Source organism: Tianweitania sp., assembly GCF_032053605.1.
Lineage (GTDB): Bacteria > Pseudomonadota > Alphaproteobacteria > Rhizobiales > Rhizobiaceae > Tianweitania.
In genome coordinates this window covers 15,035-41,723 of record NZ_DAMBUH010000002.1, presented here as the reverse complement: position 1 = coordinate 41,723, position 26,689 = coordinate 15,035, and the positions used below count along the sequence as shown (strand labels likewise).

The following is a 26,689-nucleotide window of genomic DNA, read 5'->3' as shown; positions in this document are numbered from 1 at the left end:
TCGCTGATTGTCGCCGCCCTGGTGTGCACGATCGGTGTTTACGGCTCCTTCTCCGTGGCCAATCACGCCGGGCGCTCGCAGGGCCGCCGGCGAGCAATCCTCGCCATCACCGCAATCATCACCGCCGGTTGTACCGCCTGGGCAACGCATATGATCGCGCTGCTCGCCTTCCAGCCCGGAATGCAGGCCGGGTTCGAGCTGATTGTCACCGGCATTTCGCTGATAGCGGCCATCATCGGCATCGGCGCCGGCATGCTCGTCTCGATCGGGCAGCACAAGCGACTGCGCCGTCTCGCGGGTGGGTTCGTTCTTGGTCTCGGCATTGTCGCGCTGCATTACCTTGGGCAACACGCTTATGTCGTCCGGGGCCAAGTCACTTACGACGCTGGCCTGGTAACAGCCTCGATCGTCGGCAGCCTGCCGATTTTCGCTTTATCGCTGACGGTGTCGGGAGAGCGGAACAAGCGGGTCAGGCTTTTGGGCGCACCGCTGCTCCTTCTGGCAATTGCCGTGCTGCACTTGACCGGCATGGCCGCACTCAGCTTCACCATCGATCCCACGGTGGAGTTTCCTCCGCTGACTGCTCACCCGGATGTGCTGGCCCCGATCGTTGCCGCCGTAAGCATTGGCGTTTTCGGCGTTGCAATTGCCGGCCTGCGCATGACCCTGCATGCGCAAGCGACGCTACGGCGCGAACGTCAGCGTCTTGGTGAACTGGCGAACCTTGCCTTGGAAGGCCTCGCGATCTGCGAGGGCGAAACGATCGTGTCTGTTAATGACACGCTTCAACGCTTGAGCGGCTATCAGCAGCAAGATCTTGCCGGTTCGACCCTCAGCACGCTTGTACCCGCGCTCGATCTTTCTGCTGCGCTCGATGGCGAGGAAACGGATGCCACCCTCGTCGCCGCAACAGGCGATATTGTACCAGTGCGCGTCATCCGCAGGCAGGTCGGCCTCGGTGCGCGGCAGCAAACGGTTTTGGCATTCCGCGACCAGCGCGAACGGCTGCGCAGCGAGAGCCAGATCCGCACACTGGCCTTCACTGATCATCTGACCGGCCTGGCGAACCGCACCCGCTTCCTTGATCTCCTTGCCGTCTCGATCAAGGAAGAGGCTTCCGGGAACAGCAAGGACTTCGCAGTTCTGCTTCTGGACCTCGATGGCTTCAAGAGCGTCAACGATGCCTTCGGGCATCATGGCGGCGACGTCGTGTTGAAGATTGTCGCCGATCGTTTGAAGAAGAATGTCGATTCCGGAATGGTCGTTGCTCGGTTGGGCGGCGATGAATTTGCCATTCTCATACGCGATGACATCGATGCCGTGCGTGCCGAAATGCTCGGCGTGAAGCTTATCAAGGCTGTGGAAGAACCGATCCCCGTCGGCGATCAGGTTGTTTATGTCTCAGCAAGCGTCGGCGCAAAACGCTCCCAGCATCGGGGGTCGAGCTCGATGCAGATCCTCGATAATGCCGACCTCGCCCTTTATGACGCCAAGGCCAAAGGCAAGGGTCGCGTTCGTTTGTTTACCGGCGAGTTGCGGGCGGCGGCCGACGAGCGGGGTCGGTTGTCAAGCGCGATGCGAACAGCCTGGGAGGAAGGTCACTTCGAGCTCTATTACCAACCCCAGGTGCGACTATCAGACAATGCGCTCGTGGGCGCCGAAGCGCTCATCCGCTATAATGATCCAGAGGCGGGCGTGGTGTCTCCAGCGGCTTTTCTGCCTGTCTTGGAAACAAGCTCGCTGGCTGTTCCGGTCGGCGACTGGATCCTGCAGACTGCTTGCCGTCAGGCTGCAAGCTGGCGCAAAGCAGGCAAAAGCAATTTTCGCATCGGCGTAAACCTGTTTCCAGCTCAACTTCGCTCACCCGACTTCGTGTCACGCGTAGAGCATGTCCTGGCTGAAAGCGGCTTGCCGGCATCTGCGCTTGAACTTGAAGTCACCGAGAACATCGTTTTGCAGAACGAGGTCATGACGCTCGATCATCTTGCTCGGCTACGCAAACTCGGTCTTTTCGTCGCTTTCGATGATTTCGGCACCGGCTTTGCGTCACTGACCATGCTGAAGCGCATGCAGATCGACCGCTTGAAGGTCGATCAGTCCTTCGTCCGCAATGTGGAGCACGATCCTAAGGACCAAGCCATCGTCGACGCCATCGCGCGCATGGCGGAAGGCTGCGGTCTCACTGTTATTGCGGAAGGGATCGAAACAAACGCGCAGGCTCGCTTCATGCAGAACTATGCCGCGGAAGGACAAGGCTACCTGTTCGGAGCGCCGATGCCGGCCGGCGAATTCGAGCAGCGCTTCATCAAGACAAAGCGGTCGATGATTGCCGCAGCATGAGCAGGCAGATAGGCTGAACTGCGTCTGACATAGATCGCAGGACTCGGAACCTCGCCGCCGATCAGCAACGAGGTTCCCGTGTTACGTCAACGCCTCACACGCCCCTGCGATGCGCGACAAGGCTTCGGTGAGTTCCGCTTCCGACGTCGCGTAGGAGATGCGGAAGAACGGCGAAAGTCCAAAGGCAGAGCCCGGCACCACCGCAACATGCGCATCCGTCAGCAGGTAGTTGCAAAAGTCGGAGTCTGTTGCGATCGTTCGTCCATCCGCCGTCTTTCGGCCTAACAACCCGGCACAGCTGGAGAATGTATAGAACGCGCCCTCCGGCACCCGGCAGGTAATGCCCTCGATTACGTTCAGCCCGGCCACAACCAGATCGCGCCGGCGCTGGAAGCTCGCTTTGCGCTCCTGGAGGAATGACTGGTCGCCGTTCAGAGCGGCTACCGATGCCGCCTGGCTGACCGATGACGGACACGACGTTGCCTGGCTCTGCACCACGGCCATCGCCTTGATCAGCGCCTTCGGTCCACCGGCATAGCCGATGCGCCAGCCGGTCATGGCATAGGCCTTGGACACGCCGTTGACGGTCAGCGTGCGGTTCTTCAAGCGCGGTTCTATCGCCGCCGGCGTGACGAAGCGGAAGTCGTCATAGGTGATGTGCTCATACATGTCGTCCACGAGCAGCATGACCTGCGGATGCCGCAGCAGAACGTCGAGTAGCGGCCGGTAATCCGCTTCGCTGTAAGCCGCACCCGACGGGTTGGACGGCGAGTTGAGCAGCACCCACTTGGTTTTCGGCGTGATCGCCTGTTCCAGCTGCTCCGCCTTCAGTCGGAACCCGGCTTCAGCCGTACAGGTGACGAGCACCGGCACGCCTTCGGCGATCTGCACAATATCGGAATAGGATGTCCAATACGGCGTCGGGATCACCACCTCATCGCCCGCATTGAGCGACGCCATCATGGCGTTGAACAGGATCTGCTTGGCGCCTGTCGCAACCGTGATCTCGTCCAGCGCGTAATCGACATTGTTCTCGCGCGCGAACTTGGCCTGAATTGCCTGCTTGAGGGCAGGCGTGCCGTCGAGCGCTGTGTATTTCGTGTCGCCGGCCATGATGGCGTCGACCGCGCCTTGCTTGACGAAGTCCGGCGTGTCGAAGTCCGGCTCGCCGGCGCCCAGAATGATGATCGGCTCGCCTTCGCGCTTCAGCGCCTGAGCCCGCGCACCGATGCGCACGATCTCTGACACGTCGATCCGGGCGATGCGCGAGGCCGGCGCGAAGCCGGCCTCTTCAACGGGAGTGGGAGCGTTCATCGGAGCCGCCGCTTACTCGATGTCGAACGAAACGCCCTGCGCCAGCGGCAGAGCCTTCGAATAGTTCACGGTGTTGGTGGCGCGGCGCATATAGGCCTTCCAGGCATCCGAACCGCTTTCACGACCGCCGCCGGTTTCCTTCTCACCGCCGAACGCACCGCCGATTTCTGCACCGGAAGTGCCGATATTTACGTTCGCAATGCCGCAATCCGACCCGTCAACGGCCAAAAAGCGCTCGGATTCCTGCATGTTCAGGGTGAAAATCGACGAGGAAAGGCCGGCGCCGACATCATTATGCATGCGCAAGGCTTCGTCGAAATCGGTGTACTTCACGACGTAAAGGATCGGCGCGAAGGTTTCTTCCAGCATCGGGCCGGCATGATCCGGCATCTCGATCAGCGCCGGCTTGACGTAGTAGGCTTCGGCCGCACCCGTATCGACCCGGTCACCGCCGGTCACCTGACCCTCGATCGCCTTGGCTGCCTCAATCGCCTTCTGCATGCCCTCGAACGCTGCCTTGTCGATCAACGGGCCGACAAGTGCGTTGGTCTCCAGCGGGCTGCCGACCGAAACGCTCTCATAGGCCTTCTTCAAGCGCGGCAGGAGCTTGTCATAGACATCCGCGTGAACGAACAGGCGGCGCAGCGTAGTGCAGCGCTGGCCGGCCGTGCCCATCGCACCAAAAGCGATCGCGCGAAGCGCCATGTCGAGATCGGCCGATGGGCATACGATGCCGGCATTGTTGCCGCCGAGTTCGAGGATCGAACGGGCGAAGCGCTTGGCCAAACGCGGACCGACTTCGCGGCCCATGCGGGTCGAACCGGTCGCCGAAACCAGCGCGACCTTCGGGTGGTCCACCAGCACTTCGCCGATTGCGCGGTCGCCAACCAGAACCCGCGAAATATCAGCTGGTGCGTCACCGAAACGCTTGATCGCGCGGTCGAAGATTGCCTGACAGGCCAGTGCCGTCAGCGGCGTCTTTTCCGACGGCTTCCAGACAACGGTATTGCCGGCAACGATCGCCAGCGCCGTATTCCACGACCAAACTGCGACCGGAAAGTTGAAGGCGGAGATGACGCCAACGACGCCGAGGGGATGCCAGGTTTCCATCATGCGATGGCCCGGACGCTCGGTCGCGATGGTCAAACCGTAGAGCTGGCGCGACAGACCGACGGCAAAGTCGCAGATGTCGATCATTTCCTGGACCTCGCCGAGGCCTTCGGACGGGATCTTACCAGCCTCGATCGAAACCAAGCGGCCGAGATCGGCCTTGGAAGCGCGCAGCTCTTCGCCCAGCAGGCGGATGAGTTCGCCGCGCTTGGGCGCCGGCACAAGACGCCAGTCGCGGAACGCGGTTGCGGCGCGTTCGATGATTGCGCTGGCGTCGTCTGCGCTGTGCACCGGCAAATCGGCGATCTTCTCGCCGGTCACGGGCGTGAAAGACGACATCGTGCCACCCGAAACGGCCTTGTCGGCAACGCCCAGCTTGGCAAGCAGCGCCTTGGTTTCAGTTGAAACGCTTTTTCCCGTCGATTGCGTGTCCATGAAATGCTCCCTGATATCGTTGATGGGTCAGGCCGATCCGAAGCGGACCGCGCCAAGTTGGGCAGGCGAAGTGATGGCTTTCAAGCCATCGGCGAGCGTGCGACGCGTTGCTTCGGTGTAAAGGTCGTAGAACATCTGGTTCTTGCGGCCGATGCCGTGCTCGGCCGAGAAGCTGCCGTCGAACTGTTCGACTGCAACGGCATAGACCCATTCGCGTAGCGCGGTTTCCACCTCGGCGTCGTGGTGAGCACCCCTATCGAACACTAGATTGAAGTGCACGCCGCCATCGCCGATATGGCCGAAGTCGCAGATCAGGACGCCCGGAAACTTGGCAGGCAGCGCGTCCTTCATCCAGTCGCAAAAGGCAATCACATCCTGGCGGCGGAAGCTGAGATCGAACCCAACCAGCCGGCCGCGATGCTTCACCCCTTCCGACAAAGCATGGCGCAGCGCCCACATTTCCTGTGCGGGACCGACGAAGGCATCCGACAGCGGCGCATCGTCCATCTCCCAGATTTCAGCCAACACGCTTTCCAGCACCGCATCCAGCGGCTGTTCGCCCTCACGCGGATCCCAGTCGCGGCTGACTTCGGTCAGGATGACATAATCGGGCACGACGCCGTTCTGGAACGGATTACGCAAAGACGGCACATGCGCCAGCGTCGCTTCCACGGCATTGCGAGACATGCCTTCGAAGGCTGAAAGATAGGAACCCAACCGCCGTTCCATCGCCGCCAGCAGCGGCATCACGGCCTTGCCATCGCGCGGCACCAGCAGCGCGGTTGCCACCTGGCGCGGCAGCGCTTCCAGGTTGATCTCGCATTCCGTGATGATGCCGAATGCACCTGATGTGCCGATGAAAACCTGCTTCCAATCGACGCCGGTGTTGTTCTTGCGAAGCCCCGAAAGGAGATCGAGCACCGTGCCGTTCTCGTCAGCCAACACCACCCTGATACCCAGCACATTGCGGCGGACATCTCCGAACTTCAAAAACCGCGATCCGCCGGTGTTCGTCGAAAGCATGCCGCCAATGCGTGGATCGGCGCCGAGATCGATCGGGAACTGCAAACCGTACTCTTCCAGCCTTCCGTTGATATCGGAAAGGCGAAAGCCCGCATCGACATGCAGCGACCTGTTCTCGACATCGAGCGCAAAGGTCTTGCTCAGCCGATCGAGGCTAAGCACGACCTGACCGCCGCTGACATCCGGCGTCGAGCCAGACACCACGCCGGTATTGCCGGACTGGGGTACGATCGCGATGTCGTTGCGAACGCAATATGCCACGGCTGCCGAGACCTGCGCCGTATCGCGCGGGCGCAGAACCAACGCCGCTTCCCCACGATCATAGCGCGCACCCGTTTCATAGCCTGCACGATCGCCAGCTTCGACAAGCACATTCTCTGCACCGATCAAGTCGGCCAGCGCGGTATGATGGGTGGAGGCGATCATCCCTCCGGCTTATTCCGCCGCCTGCAACTTGCCAAGAGCTGCCAGACAGCTTTCGAACGAGGCCTGCTCGATCGCCGCATAATGGTCGAACTCGTTGAGCACGGCTGTACCGAGATCGGCTTCGAAGCGCATCTGGTTCGGGCTCGCCTGAAACTCTTGGGCCGCATCGTCGCCGAGGTTGGACTGGAAGATGCCGGCTGCACTGACCGGCAGGAAGTCTTCATAGGTGATCGGGTCGAAGCGCACCAAGCCATCGGCAATCAGCGTCTCGATATCGGCGTCAGGACGCGGCGCCGACTTCTCACCCGCTGCCGTCAGCGAATAGGTGAAGTAGCCAAGCCCGACGGCGCGGATGCCCGCCCAATCATCCGGGAACTGCTTGAAGGTCTCACCCAGCGCCGCAACATAGGCTTCAGCATTGGAGCCGTCCGCGGCCGGCCGCACCTTGCTCCGCGTTTCGGTGAGCAGTTGATCATAAAGCGCCCTGCCCTTGGGCGTCAGCGCAATGCCGCGCTGCTCGATCTCGCCGAAGCGTGCGGTATGCGAGCCGGACTTCCAGGGACCGTCTTCCGAGCGGAAGGACACCGGCTCTTCCAGCGCCTTGAACGAAGTCTGTCGCAGCAAGATGGGGCAGGCGCGGGTCGGCGGTCCTTCGACGATGGCCTTCGGCGCGATGGCTCGCGACGGCATGAGGTCCTGCACGGCATCGATGTCGAGCGTGCGCGGCGTCAGATGATTGATATGCGGGCCCTTGAAGGACACCACATCGGCCATCAGGCGATGCGCATCATGCAGGCGGTGATACATGTCTTCAGACACATTGGCCTTGTCATGCCAGCGGAAGGTTTCCAGCACCTCGCCGACGAAGCGGTCGGCATCGGCCTTGTCGAGGCTACCAGATTTCTCGGCCTGTTCCACGAGCGCGACAGCCTCATCCGTGAAGATTTGGCGCTTGTTCAGGACGGCCTCCGCTTCGGCTCGCAGCGTCTCGTCGGCAATCAGGTCCAGCCGCAGCAGTGAGGTAAACACGCGGAAGGGATTGATGCTCAGCGCGTCCTCGCCAACAGGGCGAAACGCCGTTGAATGAACGGGCACGCCGGCTTCCGAAAGATCGTAATAGCCGACCGGGAACATGCCCATTACCGCAAACACGCGGCGCATCATCGCGAGCTCGGCAGGCGTGCCCAAGCGGATCGCGCCGTGCCGCTCTTCCGAGATGCGGCCGAGCGAGTTGGTGGCATCAAGGCTGTGACGCAAGGCCGGGTCAGTCGCGAGAACCTTCCCGTTCACCTCGGCAACCAGTTCCATCAACGTGCCGTAGGCCGGGACCTCCGTGCGGTACATTGCAGACATCGCTGCCGAAAATGCGGCGCGGATCTCGCTGGCGGCAACGTATTGACCCATCTGACTTCCTCATCCGGCAAGACTGTGGTTGATACAGGATGTGGATTATAAGTGGCGATGACCCGCCTTGCTCACGATGGATTCAACTGACTTGATGCGAAATGCGCATGAACCTTGCTAGACGCTATCTTCCGGATCTCGGCGCCCTGCAGGCTTTCGAATGTGCCGCGCGGCATGGCAGCTTCACGCGTGCGGCCCAGGAACTCAGCCTGACGCAAAGTGCCGTCAGCCGTCAGGTCAAGGATCTCGAACAGCATCTCGGCACGCTGCTTTTCGAGCGTGTCCGCCAGCGCGTGATTTTATCGGACGACGGCAAGCGCTTTCTTCCCGAGGCTCGCAAGCTCCTGCAGCAAAGCGAAACCACGATGCTGCGCGCCATGGCCTCCGCCGATGCAAGACAGACTCTGAGCGTTGCCACGCTGCCCACTTTCGGCAGCCGCTGGCTTAGCCCTCGGCTGTCGCACTTCGTCGCCGGTCACCCCGGCGTGGTGCTGAACATCGGCTCGCGCTCGGCGCCGTTCGATTTCGAGGACGAAGATTTCGATCTTGCGATCCATTACGGCCAGCCGGTCTGGGCGCGTGCAAACTCAATTTATCTGTGCAGCGAAACGATCATCCCGGTCGCAAGCCGCACCCTTCTGGATTCGTCCCCACGACCGGAGGGTACCATGACAGCAGCAGCCCTTGCCGAGCAGCCGCTGTTGCAACTGGCCACCCGTCCAAAACTCTGGTCGCAGTGGTTCGCCATGGCAGACGTCGAGGCGCGCACGGCCTTTCGCGGCCACCGCCTCGACCAGTTCTCCATGATCATCGAAGCCGCCATCGCTGGCATGGGCTATGCTCTGGTGCCGCGTTATCTCATCGAAACGGAACTGCGGACCGGCGCGCTCGAGGTGGTCGTCGACCTGCCGCTGCAAACCGAAAACAGCTATTACGTCGTCACGCCCGAAGCCAAGCAGACCCTGCCGCTGGCGCAACAGTTCACCGACTGGCTGCTCGGCCAGGTCAGCAGCAGCGCGAACTGAGCGGTCTTCTTAAAACAAAAAGCGGAGCCTTGGCCCCGCTTTTTCAATCGTGTTCCGGAGGCTCAACCCTTTGGGCTGAGGTCCAGCTTGAACCACTTCTCCGAGATCTTGGCCAAGGTGCCGTCGCTCTTCAGCTCGGCCAGCGCCTTGTTCAGGATTTCCTTAAGCTCGCCGTCTTCCTTGCGAACACCAAGGCAGACATTGGTGGCCTGAATGCCGCCGACCAGCAGAGGACCGCTGATCTTCAGCGCGCCATTGCTTTTTTCCGCACGATCGCGTGCAAAGACGACGTTGTCATACTGGCCATCGAGACGACCGGCTTCGAGGTCGAGAAGCACCTGCTCCGAGGATTTGTATGAACGAACTTCGACCGCGTCACCGAAGTTCTCTTCAACGAACTGCAACTGGCTCGTGGAAAGCGAACCACCGAGCGTCAGCCCCTTCACGGCTTCCTTAATCTCCGCAAGCGCCGCCTTGCCTTCCGGCGTTTCGCTTGACAGGCTCTCGCCATCATGCGGCAGCTTGGCCAGCGGACCATCGGCTGCAACGAGGAAGGTGTTGGGCGTGATCACGTAGGGATCGGAAAAGTCGATCGTCTTGCGGCGCTCCGGGTTCGGTCCCGCCGTCAGTATCACGTCGAACTTGCCGGCAACCAGTGACGGGATCTGGCTGTCCCAATCCTGCGCGATGATGTTGCACTCGAGCTTTGCACGCTTACAGACTTCGTTGATGACGTCGAGGTCGAGACCCTCGAGCTGGCCATTTGGCGCCGTTGCGTTGAAAGGCGGAAAGGCGCCTTCCACACCCACATTGACGGTCTTCCATTCCTTGGCGCTGGCGGCACCAGCAAAGGTCAAAGCCGACAGCGCGCAGGCTGCGAGAACAGTGATTGTCTTGTTCATTCCATTTCTCCTCTGGGCGGCAACAGCGTGCCGCCAGACGTTGTTCTTTCCCCTGAGCGGACGATTTTCGCCGCTCTTCGGATCAGAACCTGCCGCGTCGCCGCGCAGCTGAAAAGCGGAACTTTGTTCTCATACGTGAATTGCGTTCACTGACAGGTACATTCCTGTCAGGCGGATGCCGCTTTCGCATGTCTGACGACGTCAGCATGGCTCGCGAACCAGATCCCCTTGTGACCCAGGATATGCGCAATCAGCTCCTCCAGGATCCACAGGCGCGAGCGATGGCCGATGATGTCGGGATGCATGGTCAGCTGGAAGATGCCGCCTTCCTGATAAGCCGCATCGAACTCCCGCATGAAGATCTTGAGGATGTCATGCGGCGCGATCTGCGGCCGCAATCCACCCCAGCGGTCCATCACGAGATAAGCGGCATCGTCGCGGATCCATTCCACAGGCAGCTCGATCACGCCGGAGGGCTGACCATCGAGCAGCAGCTCATAGCAATCGACATCCGCCATCAGCGAGGAATCGTAGAGCAGCCCCATTTCGGCCGAGATCGCCAAAGTCGCGTCGCTGAAGTCCCAGGACGGCGTGCGAATGCCGACCGGACGTTCGCCGGTGATCCTTTCCAACGCATCGGCTGCTTTCAGCGCCAGATCGCGTTCGGTATCTGCATCGAGCAGCGTGTTTCGCTCATGGATCCAGCCATGCAACGCGATCTCGTGGCCGTCCGCCACAAGGCCGCGTTGCTCATCCGGGTAATGGATCGCGGATACGGCTGGCACGAAGAAGGTCGCCGGAATGCTGTTGCGCGCCAGTAGCGCCTTGATGCGCGGCACGCCTTGGCGCGGGCCAAACTGGCCCTGCGACAGCGCAGAAATGGAGCGGCCGCCATCGCGTAGCTCGAATGTGTCGTGATCGGAATCGAAGGACAGCGCCACCGCACAGCGCGCACCGCCCGGCCAGCTTTCGGGCTTCAGTGAGCGCCCGGCGCGGGCTCTGTTGAGGATGGTCTGCAGCCGCTCTTCCGGCCACGTCCAGGTCGGCAGAACCGTGGCATCGGCGCTCATGGCTTTGGCCCTCCGCTGACGGATAAGGTCTGGCCGCTGATATAGCTGGCGAAGGGCGAGGACAGGAACAGAACGGCGTTGGACAGGTCTTCCGGCACACCGATTCGGCGCAGCGGAATGTCTTCCAGCATCGCCTTCTGCCCGGCCTCTCCATAAGAGGCCCATTGCCGCTCGTAATCCGGGCTGGTCGGCAGGAAGCCGGGGGCGACCGAATTGACGTTGATGCCGAAGGGTCCGAGTTCATGACCAAGCTGGCGGGTCAACCCGATGAGCGCTGCCTTCGCGCTGGCATAGGCTTGGATACCGGTCAAACTGACGCCAAGACCGGCGCCGCTCGAGATGAACACCATCTTGCCCGCGCCGCGCTTCTTCATACCGGGCACGAGCGCCTTCGCGACAAGAAACGCGCCACGCACATTGACGCCGTAGATCTTGTCCCAGTCTTCTGCCGGAACCTCTTCCACCGGCTTGGCGCGCTGGCCGAGCACCCCGCCGGCGACATGCACAAAGATGTCGAACCCGCCGCGCTTTTCTTCCTCGGCAGCGAAAGCCGCCAGTCCAGCCTCATCGGTGACGTCGAGCAGCACGGTTGTCACCGATCCGCCTCGTGCCGGCACGACCGACGTTACCTCGGCAAGCGCCGCCTCGTTCACGTCGCTCGCCGTGACGGCTGCGCCTTCCTGTGCAAAGGCCGCGCAGATCGCACGCCCGATACCTCGCGCTGCTCCCGTTACGAGAACGCGCTTTCCTTCAAACTGGATGTCCATTCCTGCCCTTGTCCGCTGTTCGGTAGCCAAGTCGCTGGCTGAGTTCCTCGGCCGACTGAACCACCGCCTCGATCATGCTTTCGCGACGTGCGGCAAATCGTGTCGAAACCGTTGCCATATTGAGCGCCGCAATCACCTCGCCGCTCGCGTCGCGTACCGGCGCCGCTACGCCCGATCCGCCGACAACCGCTTCCTCGTCGCTGATCGCGAAACCGTCCTCGCGCGTCTGCTCCACGATACGGCGCAGCTGCACGCGGTCGATCACTGTTTGCGGCGTGATCTGCACGATCCGCTCCTTGGCGAGATAGGCCGCAACCTTTTCCGGCACCCAATGCGCGAGAAGCACCCGGCCCATGGCGGTGCAGAAAGCGGGGTCGGAGCCCGTCAGATCGGAATCGAAGCGGATGGACTGGTTGCTGACGCTCTTGGCGAGGATCTTCACCCGCCCATCCTTGCGCCTCGAGCCGAGGAACACCGTTTCCTCATGCCGGTCGCGCAGAGCGTCCATGATCGGCGCGGCTACGGCGATCAGCGATGCCTCGCCGCCGCCCGCCCAGCCCGGACCGTTCCGGAAAGCTTCGTGGATCGCATAGGCTTCACCATCGTTGCGCACGACATAAGCGCGCGAAACAAGGGTCGCCAGAAGGTTGAAGGTGCTGCTCTTGGGATAACCAAGTTCGGACACGATCATCTTCAGCGTCAGCGGCTTTGGTGAACGGGCCAGCAGTTCGAGGATTTCCAACACCCGAACGGCCGATTTCACCTCTGAGCTTTGTTCTTGTATGTGAACCATATTCTTATTGAAGAATTTGGCTTGGGCATATCATCATTGCGGCCGATTGAAAAGGATCGGAAGTAACATGATGGAAGGCAAGAAGGTCGCGATCGTCACAGGTGCGGCGCGCGGCATCGGCAAGGCCTGTGCGCTGGATCTCGCCCGCGCCGGCTACAACCTCGCTTTGGTGGATCTGCTTGAAAAAGAACTAAGTGAAACAACCGACCTCTGCGAACAACTCGGCATCAAGGCAGTCGGCTTTGTGGCGGATGTCGCAAGCCATGCGCGCGCCGGCGAGATCGTGGAAGCAACAGTCGCGCAGTTCGGCCGCATCGACTTCCTTTTGAACAATGCCGGCCGTTCCGCGCCTGAAAGCATCCTCGACATTACCGAAGACCAGTTTGACCACGCCATCGCGATCAACCTGAAGAGCTGCTTCAACTACATCCAGCACACCGCGCCGCACATGATCCGCGACGGCGGCGGGCGCATCGTGTCGATCTCCTCGCTTAACGCTTTCACCGGCGGCGTTACGCAAGCCGTCAGCCGTTTTGCTTATGCTGCGGCCAAAGCCGGCATTCTCGGCATGACCCGCGCGCTCGCCAAGGAACTCGGGCCGCACATCGCTATCAATGCGATCTGTCCCGGCGTGATCCAGACCGAGATCGACACCGACTTCACGGCCCGCGAAGAAGAAACCAAGAAAGGCATCGCGCTCGGTCGCCTGGGCACCGCCGATGATGTCGCCCGCGTCGTAACCTTCCTTGCGACCTCCGAACCCTGCTTCATGACCGGTCAGGCGCTGACCGTGGACGGGTTCCAGTTCAACATCTGACCGCCTGAACCGGCTAAAACAAGAAGGCAGGGAATGGCAGAGTTCTTTGGTTTGTTGAGCTTCGGCCCCGATGGATGGGGCCGATCGCTCCTGAGTGCGGCCGGCATGACCGTGGCGGTCGCGCTTTGCGGCTTCCTGCTCGGCACCATGATTGGCGGCCTGCTCGCCTGGGCGCGGCTGGCCGGCAATCTGGCCTTCCGCGTCGGCTGCGACACCTATACGACGGTGCTGCGCGGCATTCCCGATCTTCTCGTCGTTTATCTCTTCTATTTCGGCGGCAGCCTGCTGGTGACCAATGTCGCGGCAGCCTTCGGCGGCGAAGGGTTCGTCGGCATCCCGCCCTTCGTTGCAGGTGCGGCCGCCATCGGTGTTGTGTCCGGCGCTTATCAGGCCGAAGTGTTTCGTGGTGCCTTTCGCTCGCTGCTGCCCGGCGAGATCGAAGCCGGCCGTTCTGTCGGCATGAGCCGCTTCCTCCTGTTTCGCCGCATCATCGCGCCGCAAATTGTCCAGCACGCTTTGCCGGGCATCGGCAATATCTGGCAAATGGCCTTGAAGGAATCCGCCCTGATCTCCGTCACCGGTCTCGTGGAACTGTTGCGTCAGTCGCAGATCGCCGCGGGCTCAACCCGCCGGCCCTTCGAGTTCTTCCTGATCGCCGGCGCCATCTTCCTCGTCATTGCCTGGATCTCGCAGCAACTGTTCCAGTATCTGGAAAAGCGCACGGCGCGCGGCGTGCGTCTGGAAGGAGCGGCCTGATGGATTTCGCCTTCATCGGCCAGACCTTTTGGCAGCTTCTCGGCGGCATTCCGCTCACCCTGAAGCTCGCAGCCGTCGCCTTTCTCATCGCCTCCGTGCTGGCCGTGCTGATCGCCATTATCCGCACGAAAAAGATCCCGGTTCTCGACCAGATCGCCGGCTTCTACGTCTTCGTTCTGCGCGGCACTCCGCTGCTGGTGCAGATTTTCCTGATCTATTATGGGCTCGGCCAGTTCCGCCCGACCTTGCAGAGCCTCGGCCTGTGGCAGTTCCTGCGTGATCCCTATTGGTGTTCGATCCTGGCGCTGGCGCTCAACAGCTCGGCCTATGCCAGTGAGATCCTGCGCGGCGGCTTGCGCTCGGTGCCAATGCGCGAGATCGAAACGGCGCGCGCTTACGGCATGTCGGGCCTTCGCCTTTACCGCCGCATCATTCTGCCGATCGCGATCCGCCGTGCCTTGCCCGGTTATGGCAACGAGCTGATCCTGATTGTGAAGGCGACGTCGCTCACCTCCACCATCACCTTGATGGAAGTCACGGGCATCGCAGCCAAGCTGATCTCCGAAAGCTATCGTCCGGTGGAAGTGTTCATCGCCGCCGGCGTCATCTATCTGGCCATCAACTTCATTCTCACGCGGGTCATCGCCCTCCTAGACTGGTGGCTGACGCCGCATCTTCGCCGCCCCAAGAACGTGGCTGCCAAGCTGGAACTCGCTCATGCCTGATCAATCTTCCCAGCCCGTCGTCTCGCTGCGCGACATCCACAAGCATTTCGGCGCGCTGGAAGTGCTGAAGGGCATTTCCCTCGAAGCGCAGAAGGGCGAGGTCATTGCGATCCTCGGCTCTTCCGGATCAGGCAAGAGCACGATGCTGCGTTGCATCAACATGCTCGAATTGCCGACTGCCGGCGAAGTTGCGATTAACGGCGAGGCCATTCGCCTGAAGACGACGCGCAACGGCCCCGCTATTGCCGACCAGAAGCAGATCGACCGCATCCGCACCCGTGTCGCCATGGTGTTCCAAAGCTTCAATCTTTGGTCGCATATGACGATCGAGCAGAACCTCATCGAAGCGCCGATCCACGTTCAGGGCCGCCATCGCAGCGACTGTATCGCCGAAGCCAAGGCGCTTCTCGACAAGGTGGGCATTGCCGACAAGATCAACGCCTATCCCGCGCATCTCTCCGGCGGACAGCAGCAGCGTGCCGCGATTGCCCGCGCGCTCGCGATGCATCCCGATGTCATGCTGTTCGACGAGCCGACCTCCGCGCTCGATCCGGAACGGGTCGGCGAGGTGCTCAAGGTCATCCGCGCGCTGGCGGAGGAAGGCCGCACCATGCTGGTCGTCACCCACGAAATGGCCTTCGCACGCGAAGTCGCCACCCGCGTCATCTTCCTGCACCAGGGTCGTATCGAGGAAGACGGTCCGGCCAAGGCAACCTTTGCCAATCCGAAGTCCGAGCGCTTCCGGCAGTTCATCGCCACGGCGCATAGCCACTGACCGGCCTGGTACACGGCACGTCTGTGTGTCGCTGATTGCTCAGCGTCGGCCAGGTAAAACGAAGAAGGAAGGACGCTTGCGCCCTCCCCTTCTCTTTGTCAGCCTTGGGCCGCTTGCCGCCGCAGCAGCATGCCGAAAAGGTCACGAGGTTCGTCAGGATCGGCCAGCAGGTCGAGATTGTCGAAGAAGGCGGTGCCGGCGATCTTGTCGCGGACATAGCGCAGCGCTGAAAAGTCCTCGGTGGCAAAGCCGACGCTGTCGAATAACGTGATCTGCCGGTCGGAACGACGACCCTGCGCATTGCCAGCGATGACATCCCAAAGCTCCGTCACCGCATGATCGGCCGGCAGCTGCTGGATCTCGCCTTCGATGCGCGTTTGCGGCGGAAACTCCACGAAGATGTCGGAGCGCAGCAGGATATCGCGATGCAGTTCCGTCTTGCCCGGGCAATCGCCGCCAACCGCATTAATGTGCAGGCCGGCGCCGATCATGTTGTCGGTGAGGATCGTGGCATTCTGCTTGTCGGCCGTCACGGTGGTGACGATATCAGCGCCCTCCACAGCCTGTTCGGCCGAAGAACAGGCCTCGATATGGAAGCCGAAGCGTTCCAGATTACCCTTGCAGCGCTGCGTCGCGGACGGGTCGATGTCGTAGAGCCTGATATTGTCGATGCCGAGCAGCGCCTTGAAGGCCAGCGCCTGGAACTCGCTTTGCGCGCCATTGCCGATGATTGCCATCGTGCGCGAGCCATTCGGCGCCAGGTATTTTGCAGCCACCGCCGAGGTCGCTGCCGTGCGCAGCGCAGTCAGGATGGTCATTTCCGATAGAAGCAGCGGATAGCCTGTGTCGACATCGGCGAGCACGCCGAAGGCGGTCACGGTCTGTCGGCCGGTCTTGGTGTTCTTGGGGTGACCGTTGACATATTTGAAGCCGTAGAGCCGTCCGTCACTTGCCGGCATCAGCTCGATCACGCCGTCAATCGAATGCGCCGCCACGCGGGCGACCTTGTCGAAGCTTTCCCAGCGGCGGAAATCTTCCTCGATGTAAGCGGCAAGCTCGGTCAGGAAGGTTTCGGTTCCCGTGGCGAGCACGAGATCCATCATCTTCTCGACGCTGACGAAGGGAACGAGGTTCAGGTTTTCGAGCGCAGGCATCAATAGCTCCTGGTTGGACGGTCCAAGACCCGGCGGCCCATCAGGCTGGCGGTCAGATCGACCATCAGCCGGGCGGTTCGGCCGCGGACATCGAGGAAGGGATTGAGTTCAACGAGATCGAGGCTGGAAACGAGGCCGCTGTCATGCAGCATCTCCATCACGAGATGCGCTTCGCGGAAGGTGGCGCCGCCGGGCACCGTGGTGCCCACCGCCGGCGCGATGTCTGGCTCAAGGAAGTCCACATCCAAGCTGACATGAAGCAGGCCGTTGGCCGCTTCCACCCGCTCGATGAACTGGCGCAAAGGCGCCGCGATGCCGTGCTCATCGATGGAGCGCATATCGACGACGGTGATCGGGCTTTCAGCGAGTGCGGCGCGTTCGGCCGGATCCACGCTGCGAATGCCGATCATGCAAACATTGGCGGGGTCGACGGGATGCGCGTTGGGCGGGAAATAGCCGTCGAAGCCTGGACGGCCCGTAAGATACGCCATCGGCACGCCGTGAAGATTGCCGCTATCGGTTGTTTCCAGCGTATGAAAATCGGTATGGGCATCGAGCCACAGCACGAACAACGGACGGCCAAGCTCGGCTGCACGCCGCGCAACACCGGCGACGGTGCCGGCCGACAGCGCATGATCGCCGCCGAGGAAGATCGGCATGCCATCAGCGCTCTCGCGGTAGGCGACATCCGTCAGAACCTCGGTCCATCCGGCAATTTCCGTCAGGTGGTGAACGGCGGAATTGGGGTGCGTCTTCGCTACTGTTTGCGGCAGCGTAACGTTGCCGAGGTCGCTGACCTCATGGCTGAGCTCGGCCAGAACCTCCACGAGACCGGCCGTCCGGTAAGCGCTCGGCCCCATCTCGCAACCCCGATGCGAATTACCGTCCTGAAGCGGGACGCCTATTAATCTGCAATGCATTCGTCATCTCCTATGCCCCGCAATAGGCCATGGGAGATCGGCAGTTCGAACATATTGATTTGTCGAATTACATAGATAAACCTGCCATTTTGGCAGCTTAAACGGACGTTTTGGAATGGACGCGCTCAATCAGCGACTGATCACCCTTTTGCGGCACAATGCGCGGCGCAGCATTTCCGATCTGGCAAGCGAACTCGGCGTTTCGCGCGCGACGGCGCGGACGCGGGTGGAGAACCTTGAAAAGAGCGGCAGCATCGTCGGCTACACGGTGATCCTGCGCGCCGATACCGTCGATCTGCCGGTGTGCGGCATCATGATGATCGAGATCGAGGGCCGCGTGACCGAGCGCGTCATCTCGGCGCTCGGCGGCTTTCTCGAAATTTCCGAGATCCACACCACCAACGGCCGCTGGGACCTGATCGTGGAACTCAGCGCCGCGACTTTGGCCGACTTCGACAATGTGCTGCGCCGCATTCGCTTGCTGCCTGGCATCATCGCCAGCGAAACCAACCTGCTCCTAGCGACACCGCGCAGTACGAAAGCGCGGCTTTGAGTGCGACGGCTTAGCGCGGGCTCGCAATCGCCGGCGTCCGCACTGAACTCCGCCGCCCTGCTGCCGAGGTCGCTATCACTGCCAGCACAGCCAAGGGAAACATCGCGCCGACCCAGCCTAAATCGCCGGGCGTGCCGTATCGCAGAACAAGGCCTCCGGTCAGCGCACCCGCGGCGATGCCGAGATAAAGGGCGGACGCATTCAGCGATAGCAGCAGCGGCGCGCTGGTCGGCGCCAGACCGACAAGGCGGCTGGATTGCGCAGGCGCGAAGGCCCAGCCGGATGCGCCCCAAACAAGCATCAGCAAGAAGAAGCTCGGTGTGATCGCCGGTGCGGGCAGATAAGGCACAAGCGACAGGCAGGCCAGCAGAAACCCGTTCAACACAACGGCTCCGGCAACCGTCTTACGTGCGCCGATCCGGTCGGCAAGCTGGCCCCCGACAGGATTGCCGAGCGCTGCCCCGATCCCGAAGGTCAGCAGAACGGCAGGCACCAGCTCGCGCGACAGTCCGATGGAGCCGGTCGTAATGACCGCGAGGTAGATGACGACGGTGAAAGCGCCCGCCATATACAGCAGGGTCATGAGCAAGGCCGAGGGAACGCCGGGGATGGTCACGGCCGCAACGCGCTCACGCAGCGACAGCTGCACTCCGCGCAAGCCTTTCGGCAGCATGACCCAGATGGCTACTGCGGCGATCACCGCAAACCCGGTCACCAGCGCGTAATTGCCCCGCCATCCCACCGTTCCAGCGACAAAGGCGCCTAAGGGCGCGCCGAAAGCCACCGCCATCGTCGTGCCGCCAACGATCACGGAAATCGCGCGTCCGCGATGATCGGGCTTGGAGATCGCAACGCCGGTTGCCTGCGCTGTTGCCGTATAAAGCCCGGCGCAGAAAGCCATCAGCACGCGCGCTGCCATCAGTTCGAAATAGCTGTCAGCCAAGCCTGCCCAAGCCGCGCAAGCGGCGAACAACAGTGCCGTGACCGTCAGAATGAGCCGTCGATCGGCCGTTCCCGTCAGCGCGGCGAGCACTGGGGCTCCGAATGCATTGGCCAGAGAAAACGCGATCACGAGATAGCCGGCCTGAGTCACCGACACATGCGTGGCATCCGCTATCTGCGGCAGTATGCTGGAAATGGCGAAGCTTTCGACGCCGATCGCGAAAGTGCCCACCGCGAGCCAGATTAGCCGTATGTCCACGATCATTCCTTTGTTCAATAATCGTTGGACAATTGAACATCAGCGCGACCCTGTCAAGCCGATGTTCAAGACTTATTGAACTAAGCAGCGCGACACGCTATGTCTCCTCCATGAGCCTCCCCCATCCTGATCCCGATCAAATCTCCCTTCCCAACGTGCTGGCAGCGTTGGGCGATGAAACCCGCCTGGCGATCATCGGCTGTCTAGCGCGGACAGAAGCGGCGGAAGGTCTGGTCTGCGGGCAGTTTGCACCGCTTACCTCCAAGACCAACCTGACCTACCATGTCGGAAAGCTGCGCGAAGCGGGCGTCATCAACGTGCGGATCGAAGGCACAAAGCGCCGCGTATCGCTGCGGCGCGAGGATCTGGACAACCGCTTTCCCGGCGTCCTCGACAGCATCATCGCAACCGCGATCAATCTTCCCTCCGTGGAAACCGTGCTCCTGGATCTCGAAGCCCACAACGCCGCAACCTGACAAAGAAAAGCCCCGGCCGAAGCCAGGGCTTGTTTCTATTCGTTAGATCGGCCTCCGGAGCATCGCTCCGACCGGCGTGTCACCAGGTCGAGCTGATCTTGAACAGCGCCTTGCGGCCTTCACCGTAGGAGCAGACCAGTTCGCCCTGGCAGCCCGACACGAACTTCTCGTCGAACAGGTTGGACACCGTGACGTCCGCGCTCCAATTGTCCTTGGTGTAACCAATGCGCGCATCGGCCAGCGTCACGTCGGGCACTTTCAGCGTGTTAGCGCGGTCGGCATAGGACGAGCCCACGAAGCGCACGCCGCCACCTAAGCTAAGGCCCGTCAGCGCGCCGTGCGTGAACGTGTAGTCCACGAAGGCTGAAGCCTGTGTTTCCGGGATCAGGAACGGCTGATTGCCGACGATCGTCGCATCCGTGTCCTCGGTGACCTCCAGATCCATCGTCGTGAAGGCCGCGGTCAAGCGCCAGTTGTCATTCAGGTTGACCTTGCCTTCCAACTCGATGCCGCGCGAGCGGATCTCGCCGGTCTGAACCTGTGCGAAGATATTCGTGGGATCGGTGGTCGGCACATTCTGGCGCGTCAGGTCGAACAGAGCGACCGTGAACAGGCCGTCGAAGCTGGTCGGCTTGTACTTCACGCCCACTTCATACTGCTCGCCCGTTTCCGGTTTGAACAGCGCGCCGTCACCCGTCGTGCCGATCACCGGATTGAAGAAGCTCGCAACGCTGGCATAAGGCACGATGCCGTTGGCGAACTCGTAGGCCAGGCCTGCGCGGCCGGTCCATTCGCCACTGTCGCGCTCCGCATCTTCGGTCAGGCCGTAGAAATTCGGGCGGTTTTCAGTTTCGGTCCAGACATGATCGTAACGGCCGTTCAGCGTCGCCAGCCAGCCGCCGCCGAAGCGGATCTGGTCCTGCGCATAGAAGCCGACCTGCTGCTGCGTCAGATCCTGGTTGATGTAGGACACCGGACCGCTTGGCTGCGGCACGCCATAGATCGGATCGAATGCGCTGATCGGCGTCGTGGTGCCGAACAAGGCCGACGACTGAACCTGGTCGATGTTGAAGCGCTTGTACTCGAAGCCGCCGAGCAGCGTATGATCGAGTGCACCGGTCTTCACCGCGCCTTCGATCTGGTTGTCGATCAGCTGCGAGTTGATGTCCGTGTCGTGGCTGAAGTTGACGCGGGCGAGCTCGCCGGCCGCGAGATCGGCGTAGCCGTTCGGATAAAGATACGCTTCCTCGATGCTGGCAACGCCAATCCGCGCATTCTGGCGGAAGGTCCAGTTGTTGTCGAAGGTATGCGCGAATTCATAGCCGATCGAGGCCTGCTGGCGATCGTAATCGTCGATGTCCGGCTCGGTGAAATTGGCGTCGCGGCTGATCTTGCCATAAGGCGCGTCCACCACGGTGCCGACATAAGGCAGAAAGGTGCCGCCGCTGTGAGTGAGATCCATGTGGGTGTAGTTGGCCAGCACCGTCAGGCTGGTTGCCGCATCTGGCGACCAGGTGATGCTCGGCGAGATCACGCCGCGGAACTGTTCTTCGAAATCCGTATAACCGTTGCCGCCGAACAAACGGCCGACGAGCCGATAATCCACCGCTTCGCTGAACGAGCCGCCGGCATCGAAGCCGACATAGCCCGTGCCGTTGGTGTCGATGCCGGCTTCAATTGTCTTGAAGGTCTCGCCATTCGGACGCTTCGACACGTAGTTGACGATGCCGCCGGGGTTGCTCGAGCCGTAGACGGCCGATGCCGGACCCTTCAGGGTTTCGATGCGCTCCAGCAGGAAGCTGTCGATGAAGTAAGCGCCGAACGCAAAGCTCTGCAGCTGCAATCCGTCCTGATAGGTGCCGGTCTGCGTCGCGTCAAAGCCGCGGATGTAGATCCAGTTCGTGTCGCTGTCGGCGCCGAAAGGCTGCGTGAAGACGCCGGCCGTATAGCGCAGGGCTTCGTCGACCTTCTGCGCGCCGCGATCGTCGATTTCCTCACGGCCAAGAACCGATACGGCCTGCGGGATCTCCTCGATCGGCGTGTCGGTCTTAGAACCTGTGCGGGTTTCGTCCGCGACATAGCCTTCAACCGCCGACGTGCCCGTCCCGTTGCCGGCGCCGCCCTCGCCCTGAACCACGACGGTTTCAAGCTGCACCGCCTGCGACCAGGCCGGCGTTGCGGCCAAAACCGAAGCGAGTGCGACGAAGCTGGCGCCAGTCAGCCACCGACGTGAAAGCATGTGAGATCCCCTGCGAAGCGACAATGCTGCAACCACTAGGCGAGATTACATGAGGCTACCAGTCCAGTTTAAATACCTCTCCATCAATGTCATCGCCGCGTGACCCGAAAGCAACAAATGACAGGCTCATGACAGAAACCGCACTTGGAGCGGTCAATCATCAGCGGCCTGAATCGTTGGAAGCGGATCGATTCAAAGAACGCGTTGGACGCGAGTCCTTCCTGAAGCGATCCTTCCGCCATGACAGACCTCGACAACCCAGCCTTGCACCTCAACCGCGTCGATCCCACGCGCAACATGCGGCGTTTCTACCAGCTGACGATCCAGCCCACATTGTTTGGTGAAGCATCCCTTGTCCGCAACTGGGGCAGGATCGGCACGTCTGGCCAATCCATGATGCAGACTTTCGACGATCCCAAAGCTGCACGCACCGCGTTTGCCAAACTGGAGCGTGTCAAGCGCGGCCGGGGCTATACGAAGTAACGACAGTCTGTTGCTGAAAGCTCGGGATGCAAAAGGAGGCGCTAGCGCATAGCTAGGAACCAAACGTCCCCGGAGTTCTCATCCATGAAAAAGCTCGGCTTCCTGTCCTTCGGCCATTGGTCCCCCTCTCAGCATTCGCAGACGCGTTCGGCCAGCGATGTTCTCCTGCAGAGCATTGACCTCGCCGTCGCTGCCGAAGAGCTTGGGCTGGACGGCGCGTACTTCCGCGTTCATCACTTCGCGCGCCAGCTTTCCGCCCCCTTTCCGTTGCTGGCTGCCGTTGGTGCTCGAACCAGCCGCATCGAGATCGGCACGGGCGTCATCGACATGCGCTACGAAAACCCTCTCTATATGGCCGAAGATGCCGGCGTGGCCGATCTCATCGCCGGCGGGCGCTTGCAGCTCGGCATCAGTCGTGGATCGCCCGAACAGGTGATCGAGGGCTGGCGCTATTTCGGCTATGCGCCACCGGAAGGCAAAAGCGATGCGGACATGGCGCGCCATGCCGCCGAGATCTTCCTGGAGGTTCTGAAGGGTCAGGGTTTCGCGCAGCCGAACCCTCGGCCGATGTTCCCCAACCCGCCCGGCCTGTTGCGGCTCGAACCACATGCACCCGGCTTGCGCGAGCGCATCTGGTGGGGCGCGGGATCCGACGCCACCGCCGTATGGGCAGCCAAGATGGGCATGAACCTGCAAAGCTCGACGCTGAAGGATGATGAAACCGGCGAGCCATTCCATATCCAGCAGGCCAAGCAGATCCGCGCTTATCGCGAAGCGTGGAAGGATGCCGGTCATGAAAGAACGCCGCGCGTTTCCGTCAGCCGCAGCATCTTCGCCCTCGTGGATGATCGCGACCGCGCTTATTTCGGCCATGACGGCAAGAGCCAGGATCAGATCGGCATGATCGACGAGAACACCCGCGCCATCTTCGGCCGCTCCTTCGCCGCCGAGCCGGACGTGCTTGTCAAGCAATTGGCCGGGGATGAAGCCATTCAGGAAGCCGATACGCTGCTTCTGACGGTGCCGAACCAGCTTGGCGTCGACTATAATGTGCATGCGATCGAGTCGATTCTGACCCATGTCGCTCCAGCGCTTGGGTGGCGCTGAGCCGCTCACTTCAGCAGCGGCCGGCTGATCCCAAGCGGCCGCTGCAAGAGATCGAGTGCTCATGCCCTTCCGCTTCGTTCACACAGCCGACATCCATCTGGATTCGCCGCTGCGCTCTCTCAGCCTGCGCAACCCCGATCTGGCAGCCCTGATCGGCGATGCGACCCGCCAGGCGCTCGTATCAATCGTCGATCTCTGTTTGGACGAACAGGTCGATGCCCTCATCATCGCCGGCGATCTCTACGACGGCGACCAGACTTCCATGAAGACGGCGCGCTTCCTGGCAAGCCAGATGGAGCGGCTGCACCAGGCCGGCATCGCCGTTTACAAGATCCGCGGCAATCACGATGCGCTGTCGAAGATCACCGCCGAACTGACCCTGCCGCCCTCGCTCAAAGTGTTCAACGGGCGCGGCGAGACCGTCGAGATCAGCCATGACGGTCTCGACATCGTCTTGCACGGCTTGAGCTTCACCAAGCCGCACGCGCCTGAAAGCCTGCTGCCGAAATACAAGCGGCCTGCCCCCGACACGGTCAATATCGGCATCATGCATACGAGCCTGGCGGGCGCGCCGGGCCATGATCTTTATGCGCCGATTCCGGTCGCCGACCTGCATGACTGGGGCTTCGATTACTGGGCGCTGGGCCATATCCACACGCGCAGCCAACATGCCGGCGAGCGCACGGTGATCATGCCGGGCATGCCGCAAGGACGCGACATCAACGAAGCCGGCGAAAAGACGGTGACGCTCGTGACCATCGGCGACGACAAGAGCATCATCGTGGAAGAGCGCCCCACCAGCATCGCCCAATTCGAGCGCATTCCCGTCGATCTTTCTTCCGCAACGGATTGGCGCGAAGCGATCGAGCAGATCGAACAGGCGGTGGCGGCAGTGCGCGATACCACCCGCGCCGACCATCTCGTCGGCCGCCTGATGCTTGGAGGACAAACGCCTTTATCCTGGGCGCTACGCCGTGATCGCGACCTGCTGCTGACCGAGATCGAGCAGCGCATAGAAGGCATGGGGAAGACCTGGATCGAGAAGATCGAGCTGTCCACCTCCGCCCCGTCGGCAAACGCTCCCGTCAACGGCTCGGCCGATCCCGTCGCAGAACTCGGCGCGCTGATGAAGACCGACATCATCAATCAGGAGGCCGTGCGCGAAGACATCCGCAACCTCGTAACCGAGCTGCGCGACGATCTTCCGGCAGAGGCCCGCGCCTTCAGCGGCAAGGATGAACAGGAGTTCGAGGCCCTGATCGACCGCCTTCTCCTCGACGGAAGCGAGGACATCCTGGCTCGCCTCCGCTTGGCCGGCGCGGGAGCCGACTGATGCGCTTGCGCCGCCTCGATCTTACTCGCTATGGCAAGTTCACAGATTACGCCATCGACTTCGGCGAGCATGAGCCGGGCACGCCCGACCTGCACATCATCTATGGCCTCAACGAAGCCGGCAAATCCACTTCGCTGTCCGGCTTTCTCGATCTGCTGTTCGGCATCGAGGAGCGTACACGCTACGGCTTCCTGCACCAGAACAAGGCCATGGAAGTCGGCGGTTGCCTGGAGTTCGACGGCAAGACCCACGAGCTGAAGCGCCTGAAACAGCGCATCAACTCGCTGATCAACGCACAAGGCCAGCCGGTCAACGAAGCGCTACTCAGCGCACCCTTGGCTGGGCTCAGCCGCGACGCCTACCGCACGATGTTCTCGCTCGATGACGAAACGCTGGAAAGCGGTGGCAATGCTATCCTCGAAAGCAAAGGCGATCTCGGCGAGCTGTTGTTTTCCGCCAGCGCCGGCCTCGCCGGCATCAGTGCCGCGCTCGAAAAAACCGCGCAGGAAGCGGACACGATCTTCCGCAAGCGCGCCAGCACGACCGACATCGCAGTTCTGAAACGCCGTATCGCCGACCTCAAGACTCGCCGCGACGAGATCGACACCCAGGCCTCCGCCTTCACCGCGCTGGTCCTCGCCCTGAAGCAGGCTGAAGCCGCCTATGATGAGGCCATGCGCGACAAGGGCACTGCCCGAGCCCGCCACGAAGAAATCGCCCGCCTGCTGCGCGCCGTTCCGCTTGGCGCCGAACATGCACGCCTGGCCGAGGCCTTGCAGGATTTCCGCGACCTGCCGCAGCCGCCCGCCCATTGGAGCGCCGAGCTTCCCTTCCTGATGAAGGAAGAAGCCACGCTGCAAACCCGCCTCAATGGCCTGGAAGACCGCGCGGCACTGGCCGGCCAAGAACTCGATGACCTCGCAGTCGACGAGCAACTGCTTGCCCTTTCCGACCAGCTCAACCAACTGGCAGACGCCGCCGCTCGCTACAGCACGGCCGAGGAAGATCTGCCCAAGCGTCGCAAGGAGCTGGCCGACCGCGATCTGCAGATCACCCTCATCACCCGGACGCTCGGTGCAGCTCCGGACGTCGAACCCGAAACGCTGCTCGTCCCGGCAGCCACCATCGGCACCCTGCGCGAGCTGATCGCCTCCCGCTCCGGCATCGACGTGGCGCTCGACGCCGCAACCCGCGAGCAGGAAGCCGCGGTCGCAGCGCTGGAAGAGGCACGTCAGTCGCAGGACGAAGACGATACGGTCAAGAGTCCCATCTCACAATCTCTCGCCGCGCAACTGCAAGCCGCCCTCGCCCGCCTGCGTCAAAGCGATCTCCTCGCACAACTCCGTCTGGCCGAGCGCAACCTGCCGGCAGCGCAATCCCGCACCGACAACGCACTCGCCTTGCTTGCCCCGTGGTCAGGCGACGGCCTAGCGCTTCGCTCCCTGTCCCTTCCCGACGGATCGCAGATCGAGACCTGGCGTTCCAAACTCGCCACCCTCGAAAAACGTCAAGCCGATCACGCCGACAAGATCCGCGACCTC

At 61.8% G+C, this 26,689-nt stretch carries 24 protein-coding genes; 12 read left to right on the top strand and 12 right to left on the bottom strand.

From position 1 onward, the window contains the following. Window positions 1-2,340: putative bifunctional diguanylate cyclase/phosphodiesterase (locus tag RTX98_RS00880; RefSeq protein ID WP_312793958.1), on the top strand; the 2,340-nt coding region annotated here is incomplete at its 5' end. 81 nt (window positions 2,341-2,421) lie between these two features. Here the strand turns inward: RTX98_RS00880 and RTX98_RS00875 are convergent. Genes RTX98_RS00875 through RTX98_RS00860 form a run of 4 tightly spaced genes read right to left on the bottom strand, consistent with a single transcriptional unit; the run spans window position 2,422 to window position 8,052 of the window. Further along, window positions 2,422-3,654, bottom strand: coding sequence for a pyridoxal phosphate-dependent aminotransferase (locus RTX98_RS00875; RefSeq protein ID WP_312793957.1), 1,233 nt, complete (start codon window positions 3,652-3,654; stop codon window positions 2,422-2,424). A gap of 12 nt (window positions 3,655-3,666) precedes the next feature. Then, window positions 3,667-5,199 (bottom strand): aldehyde dehydrogenase family protein, encoded by a 1,533-nt coding sequence (locus RTX98_RS00870; RefSeq protein ID WP_312793956.1) that lies wholly within the window; start codon window positions 5,197-5,199, stop codon window positions 3,667-3,669. 27 nt (window positions 5,200-5,226) lie between these two features. Further along, the gene (locus tag RTX98_RS00865; RefSeq protein WP_312793955.1) at window positions 5,227-6,648 is read right to left on the bottom strand and encodes an FAD-binding oxidoreductase; all 1,422 of its coding nucleotides are present in this window, start codon (window positions 6,646-6,648) and stop codon (window positions 5,227-5,229) included. Between the two features lie 9 nt (window positions 6,649-6,657). Then, window positions 6,658-8,052: a VOC family protein gene (locus tag RTX98_RS00860; RefSeq protein ID WP_312793954.1), complete on the bottom strand. Its 1,395-nt coding sequence runs from the start codon at window positions 8,050-8,052 to the stop codon at window positions 6,658-6,660. A 107-nt stretch (window positions 8,053-8,159) separates the two neighbouring features. Between RTX98_RS00860 and RTX98_RS00855 the strand changes: the two genes are divergently transcribed. Next, a complete protein-coding gene (locus RTX98_RS00855; RefSeq protein ID WP_312793952.1) occupies window positions 8,160-9,077 on the top strand; it encodes a LysR family transcriptional regulator in 918 nt (305 codons plus the stop codon). A 62-nt stretch (window positions 9,078-9,139) separates the two neighbouring features. Here the strand turns inward: RTX98_RS00855 and RTX98_RS00850 are convergent, their stop codons facing one another. From RTX98_RS00850 to RTX98_RS00835, 4 genes are all read right to left on the bottom strand, one after another. Then, complete coding sequence (locus RTX98_RS00850) at window positions 9,140-9,979, bottom strand: transporter substrate-binding domain-containing protein (protein ID WP_312793950.1); 840 nt, start codon at window positions 9,977-9,979, stop codon at window positions 9,140-9,142. 167 nt (window positions 9,980-10,146) lie between these two features. After that, window positions 10,147-11,049 (bottom strand): polysaccharide deacetylase, encoded by a 903-nt coding sequence (locus RTX98_RS00845; RefSeq protein ID WP_312793948.1) that lies wholly within the window; start codon window positions 11,047-11,049, stop codon window positions 10,147-10,149. Then, window positions 11,046-11,816 carry an SDR family NAD(P)-dependent oxidoreductase gene (locus RTX98_RS00840; protein ID WP_312793946.1) on the bottom strand — a complete coding sequence of 257 codons (771 nt, stop codon included), beginning with the start codon at window positions 11,814-11,816 and terminating at the stop codon, window positions 11,046-11,048. Before RTX98_RS00840 ends, RTX98_RS00845 begins: the two co-directional genes overlap by 4 nt. Beyond that, window positions 11,800-12,579, bottom strand: a complete 780-nt coding sequence (locus RTX98_RS00835; protein ID WP_312793944.1) for an IclR family transcriptional regulator — start codon at window positions 12,577-12,579, stop codon at window positions 11,800-11,802. Before RTX98_RS00835 ends, RTX98_RS00840 begins: the two co-directional genes overlap by 17 nt. A 97-nt stretch (window positions 12,580-12,676) precedes the next feature. Here RTX98_RS00835 and RTX98_RS00830 point away from each other — a divergent pair, with 97 nt between their 5' ends. From RTX98_RS00830 to RTX98_RS00815, 4 genes are read left to right on the top strand one after another with little or no spacing between them, the layout of a single operon-like run. Then, window positions 12,677-13,426: an SDR family NAD(P)-dependent oxidoreductase gene (locus RTX98_RS00830; RefSeq protein ID WP_312793942.1), complete on the top strand. Its 750-nt coding sequence runs from the start codon at window positions 12,677-12,679 to the stop codon at window positions 13,424-13,426. A gap of 33 nt (window positions 13,427-13,459) precedes the next feature. Further along, window positions 13,460-14,182, top strand: coding sequence for an ABC transporter permease subunit (locus RTX98_RS00825; protein ID WP_312793940.1), 723 nt, complete (start codon window positions 13,460-13,462; stop codon window positions 14,180-14,182). Next, a complete protein-coding gene (locus tag RTX98_RS00820) occupies window positions 14,182-14,907 on the top strand; it encodes an ABC transporter permease (protein ID WP_312793938.1) in 726 nt (241 codons plus the stop codon). The genes RTX98_RS00825 and RTX98_RS00820 overlap by 1 nt, the downstream gene beginning before the upstream one ends. Continuing rightward, window positions 14,900-15,682, top strand: a complete 783-nt coding sequence (locus tag RTX98_RS00815) for an ABC transporter ATP-binding protein (RefSeq protein ID WP_312793936.1) — start codon at window positions 14,900-14,902, stop codon at window positions 15,680-15,682. Before RTX98_RS00820 ends, RTX98_RS00815 begins: the two co-directional genes overlap by 8 nt. 98 nt (window positions 15,683-15,780) lie before the next feature. On the opposite strand, the gene RTX98_RS00810 is transcribed toward RTX98_RS00815, so the two are convergent. Together RTX98_RS00810 and rocF are read right to left on the bottom strand one after the other, a co-directional pair. Next, window positions 15,781-16,836, bottom strand: a complete 1,056-nt coding sequence (locus RTX98_RS00810) for an ornithine cyclodeaminase (protein ID WP_312793935.1) — start codon at window positions 16,834-16,836, stop codon at window positions 15,781-15,783. Beyond that, window positions 16,836-17,756, bottom strand: coding sequence for an arginase (rocF, locus tag RTX98_RS00805; protein WP_312793934.1), 921 nt, complete (start codon window positions 17,754-17,756; stop codon window positions 16,836-16,838). The genes RTX98_RS00810 and rocF overlap by 1 nt, the downstream gene beginning before the upstream one ends. A 115-nt stretch (window positions 17,757-17,871) precedes the next feature. Between rocF and RTX98_RS00800 the strand changes: the two genes are divergently transcribed. Beyond that, window positions 17,872-18,309, top strand: coding sequence for an Lrp/AsnC family transcriptional regulator (locus RTX98_RS00800; protein WP_312793933.1), 438 nt, complete (start codon window positions 17,872-17,874; stop codon window positions 18,307-18,309). Window positions 18,310-18,319: 10 nt separating this feature from the next. Here the strand turns inward: RTX98_RS00800 and RTX98_RS00795 are convergent, their stop codons facing one another. Beyond that, window positions 18,320-19,516: an MFS transporter gene (locus tag RTX98_RS00795; protein ID WP_312793931.1), complete on the bottom strand. Its 1,197-nt coding sequence runs from the start codon at window positions 19,514-19,516 to the stop codon at window positions 18,320-18,322. 104 nt (window positions 19,517-19,620) lie between these two features. Here RTX98_RS00795 and RTX98_RS00790 point away from each other — a divergent pair, with 104 nt between their 5' ends. Beyond that, entirely contained in the window at window positions 19,621-19,986 is a 366-nt protein-coding gene (locus tag RTX98_RS00790) for an ArsR/SmtB family transcription factor (RefSeq protein ID WP_312793929.1), read from the top strand. Between the two features lie 79 nt (window positions 19,987-20,065). Here the strand turns inward: RTX98_RS00790 and RTX98_RS00785 are convergent, their stop codons facing one another. Beyond that, window positions 20,066-22,225, bottom strand: coding sequence for a TonB-dependent siderophore receptor (locus RTX98_RS00785; protein WP_312793928.1), 2,160 nt, complete (start codon window positions 22,223-22,225; stop codon window positions 20,066-20,068). Between the two features lie 240 nt (window positions 22,226-22,465). Here RTX98_RS00785 and RTX98_RS00780 point away from each other — a divergent pair, with 240 nt between their 5' ends. From RTX98_RS00780 to RTX98_RS00765, 4 genes are all read left to right on the top strand, one after another. Then, a complete protein-coding gene (locus tag RTX98_RS00780; protein WP_312793927.1) occupies window positions 22,466-22,708 on the top strand; it encodes a WGR domain-containing protein in 243 nt (80 codons plus the stop codon). Window positions 22,709-22,792: 84 nt separating this feature from the next. Next, window positions 22,793-23,815 (top strand): LLM class flavin-dependent oxidoreductase, encoded by a 1,023-nt coding sequence (locus tag RTX98_RS00775; RefSeq protein WP_312793926.1) that lies wholly within the window; start codon window positions 22,793-22,795, stop codon window positions 23,813-23,815. A 61-nt stretch (window positions 23,816-23,876) separates the two neighbouring features. Further along, window positions 23,877-25,148: a DNA repair exonuclease gene (locus tag RTX98_RS00770; RefSeq protein WP_312793925.1), complete on the top strand. Its 1,272-nt coding sequence runs from the start codon at window positions 23,877-23,879 to the stop codon at window positions 25,146-25,148. Then, window positions 25,148-26,689: ATP-binding protein (locus RTX98_RS00765; protein WP_312793924.1), on the top strand; the 1,542-nt coding region annotated here is incomplete at its 3' end. The genes RTX98_RS00770 and RTX98_RS00765, both read left to right, overlap by 1 nt.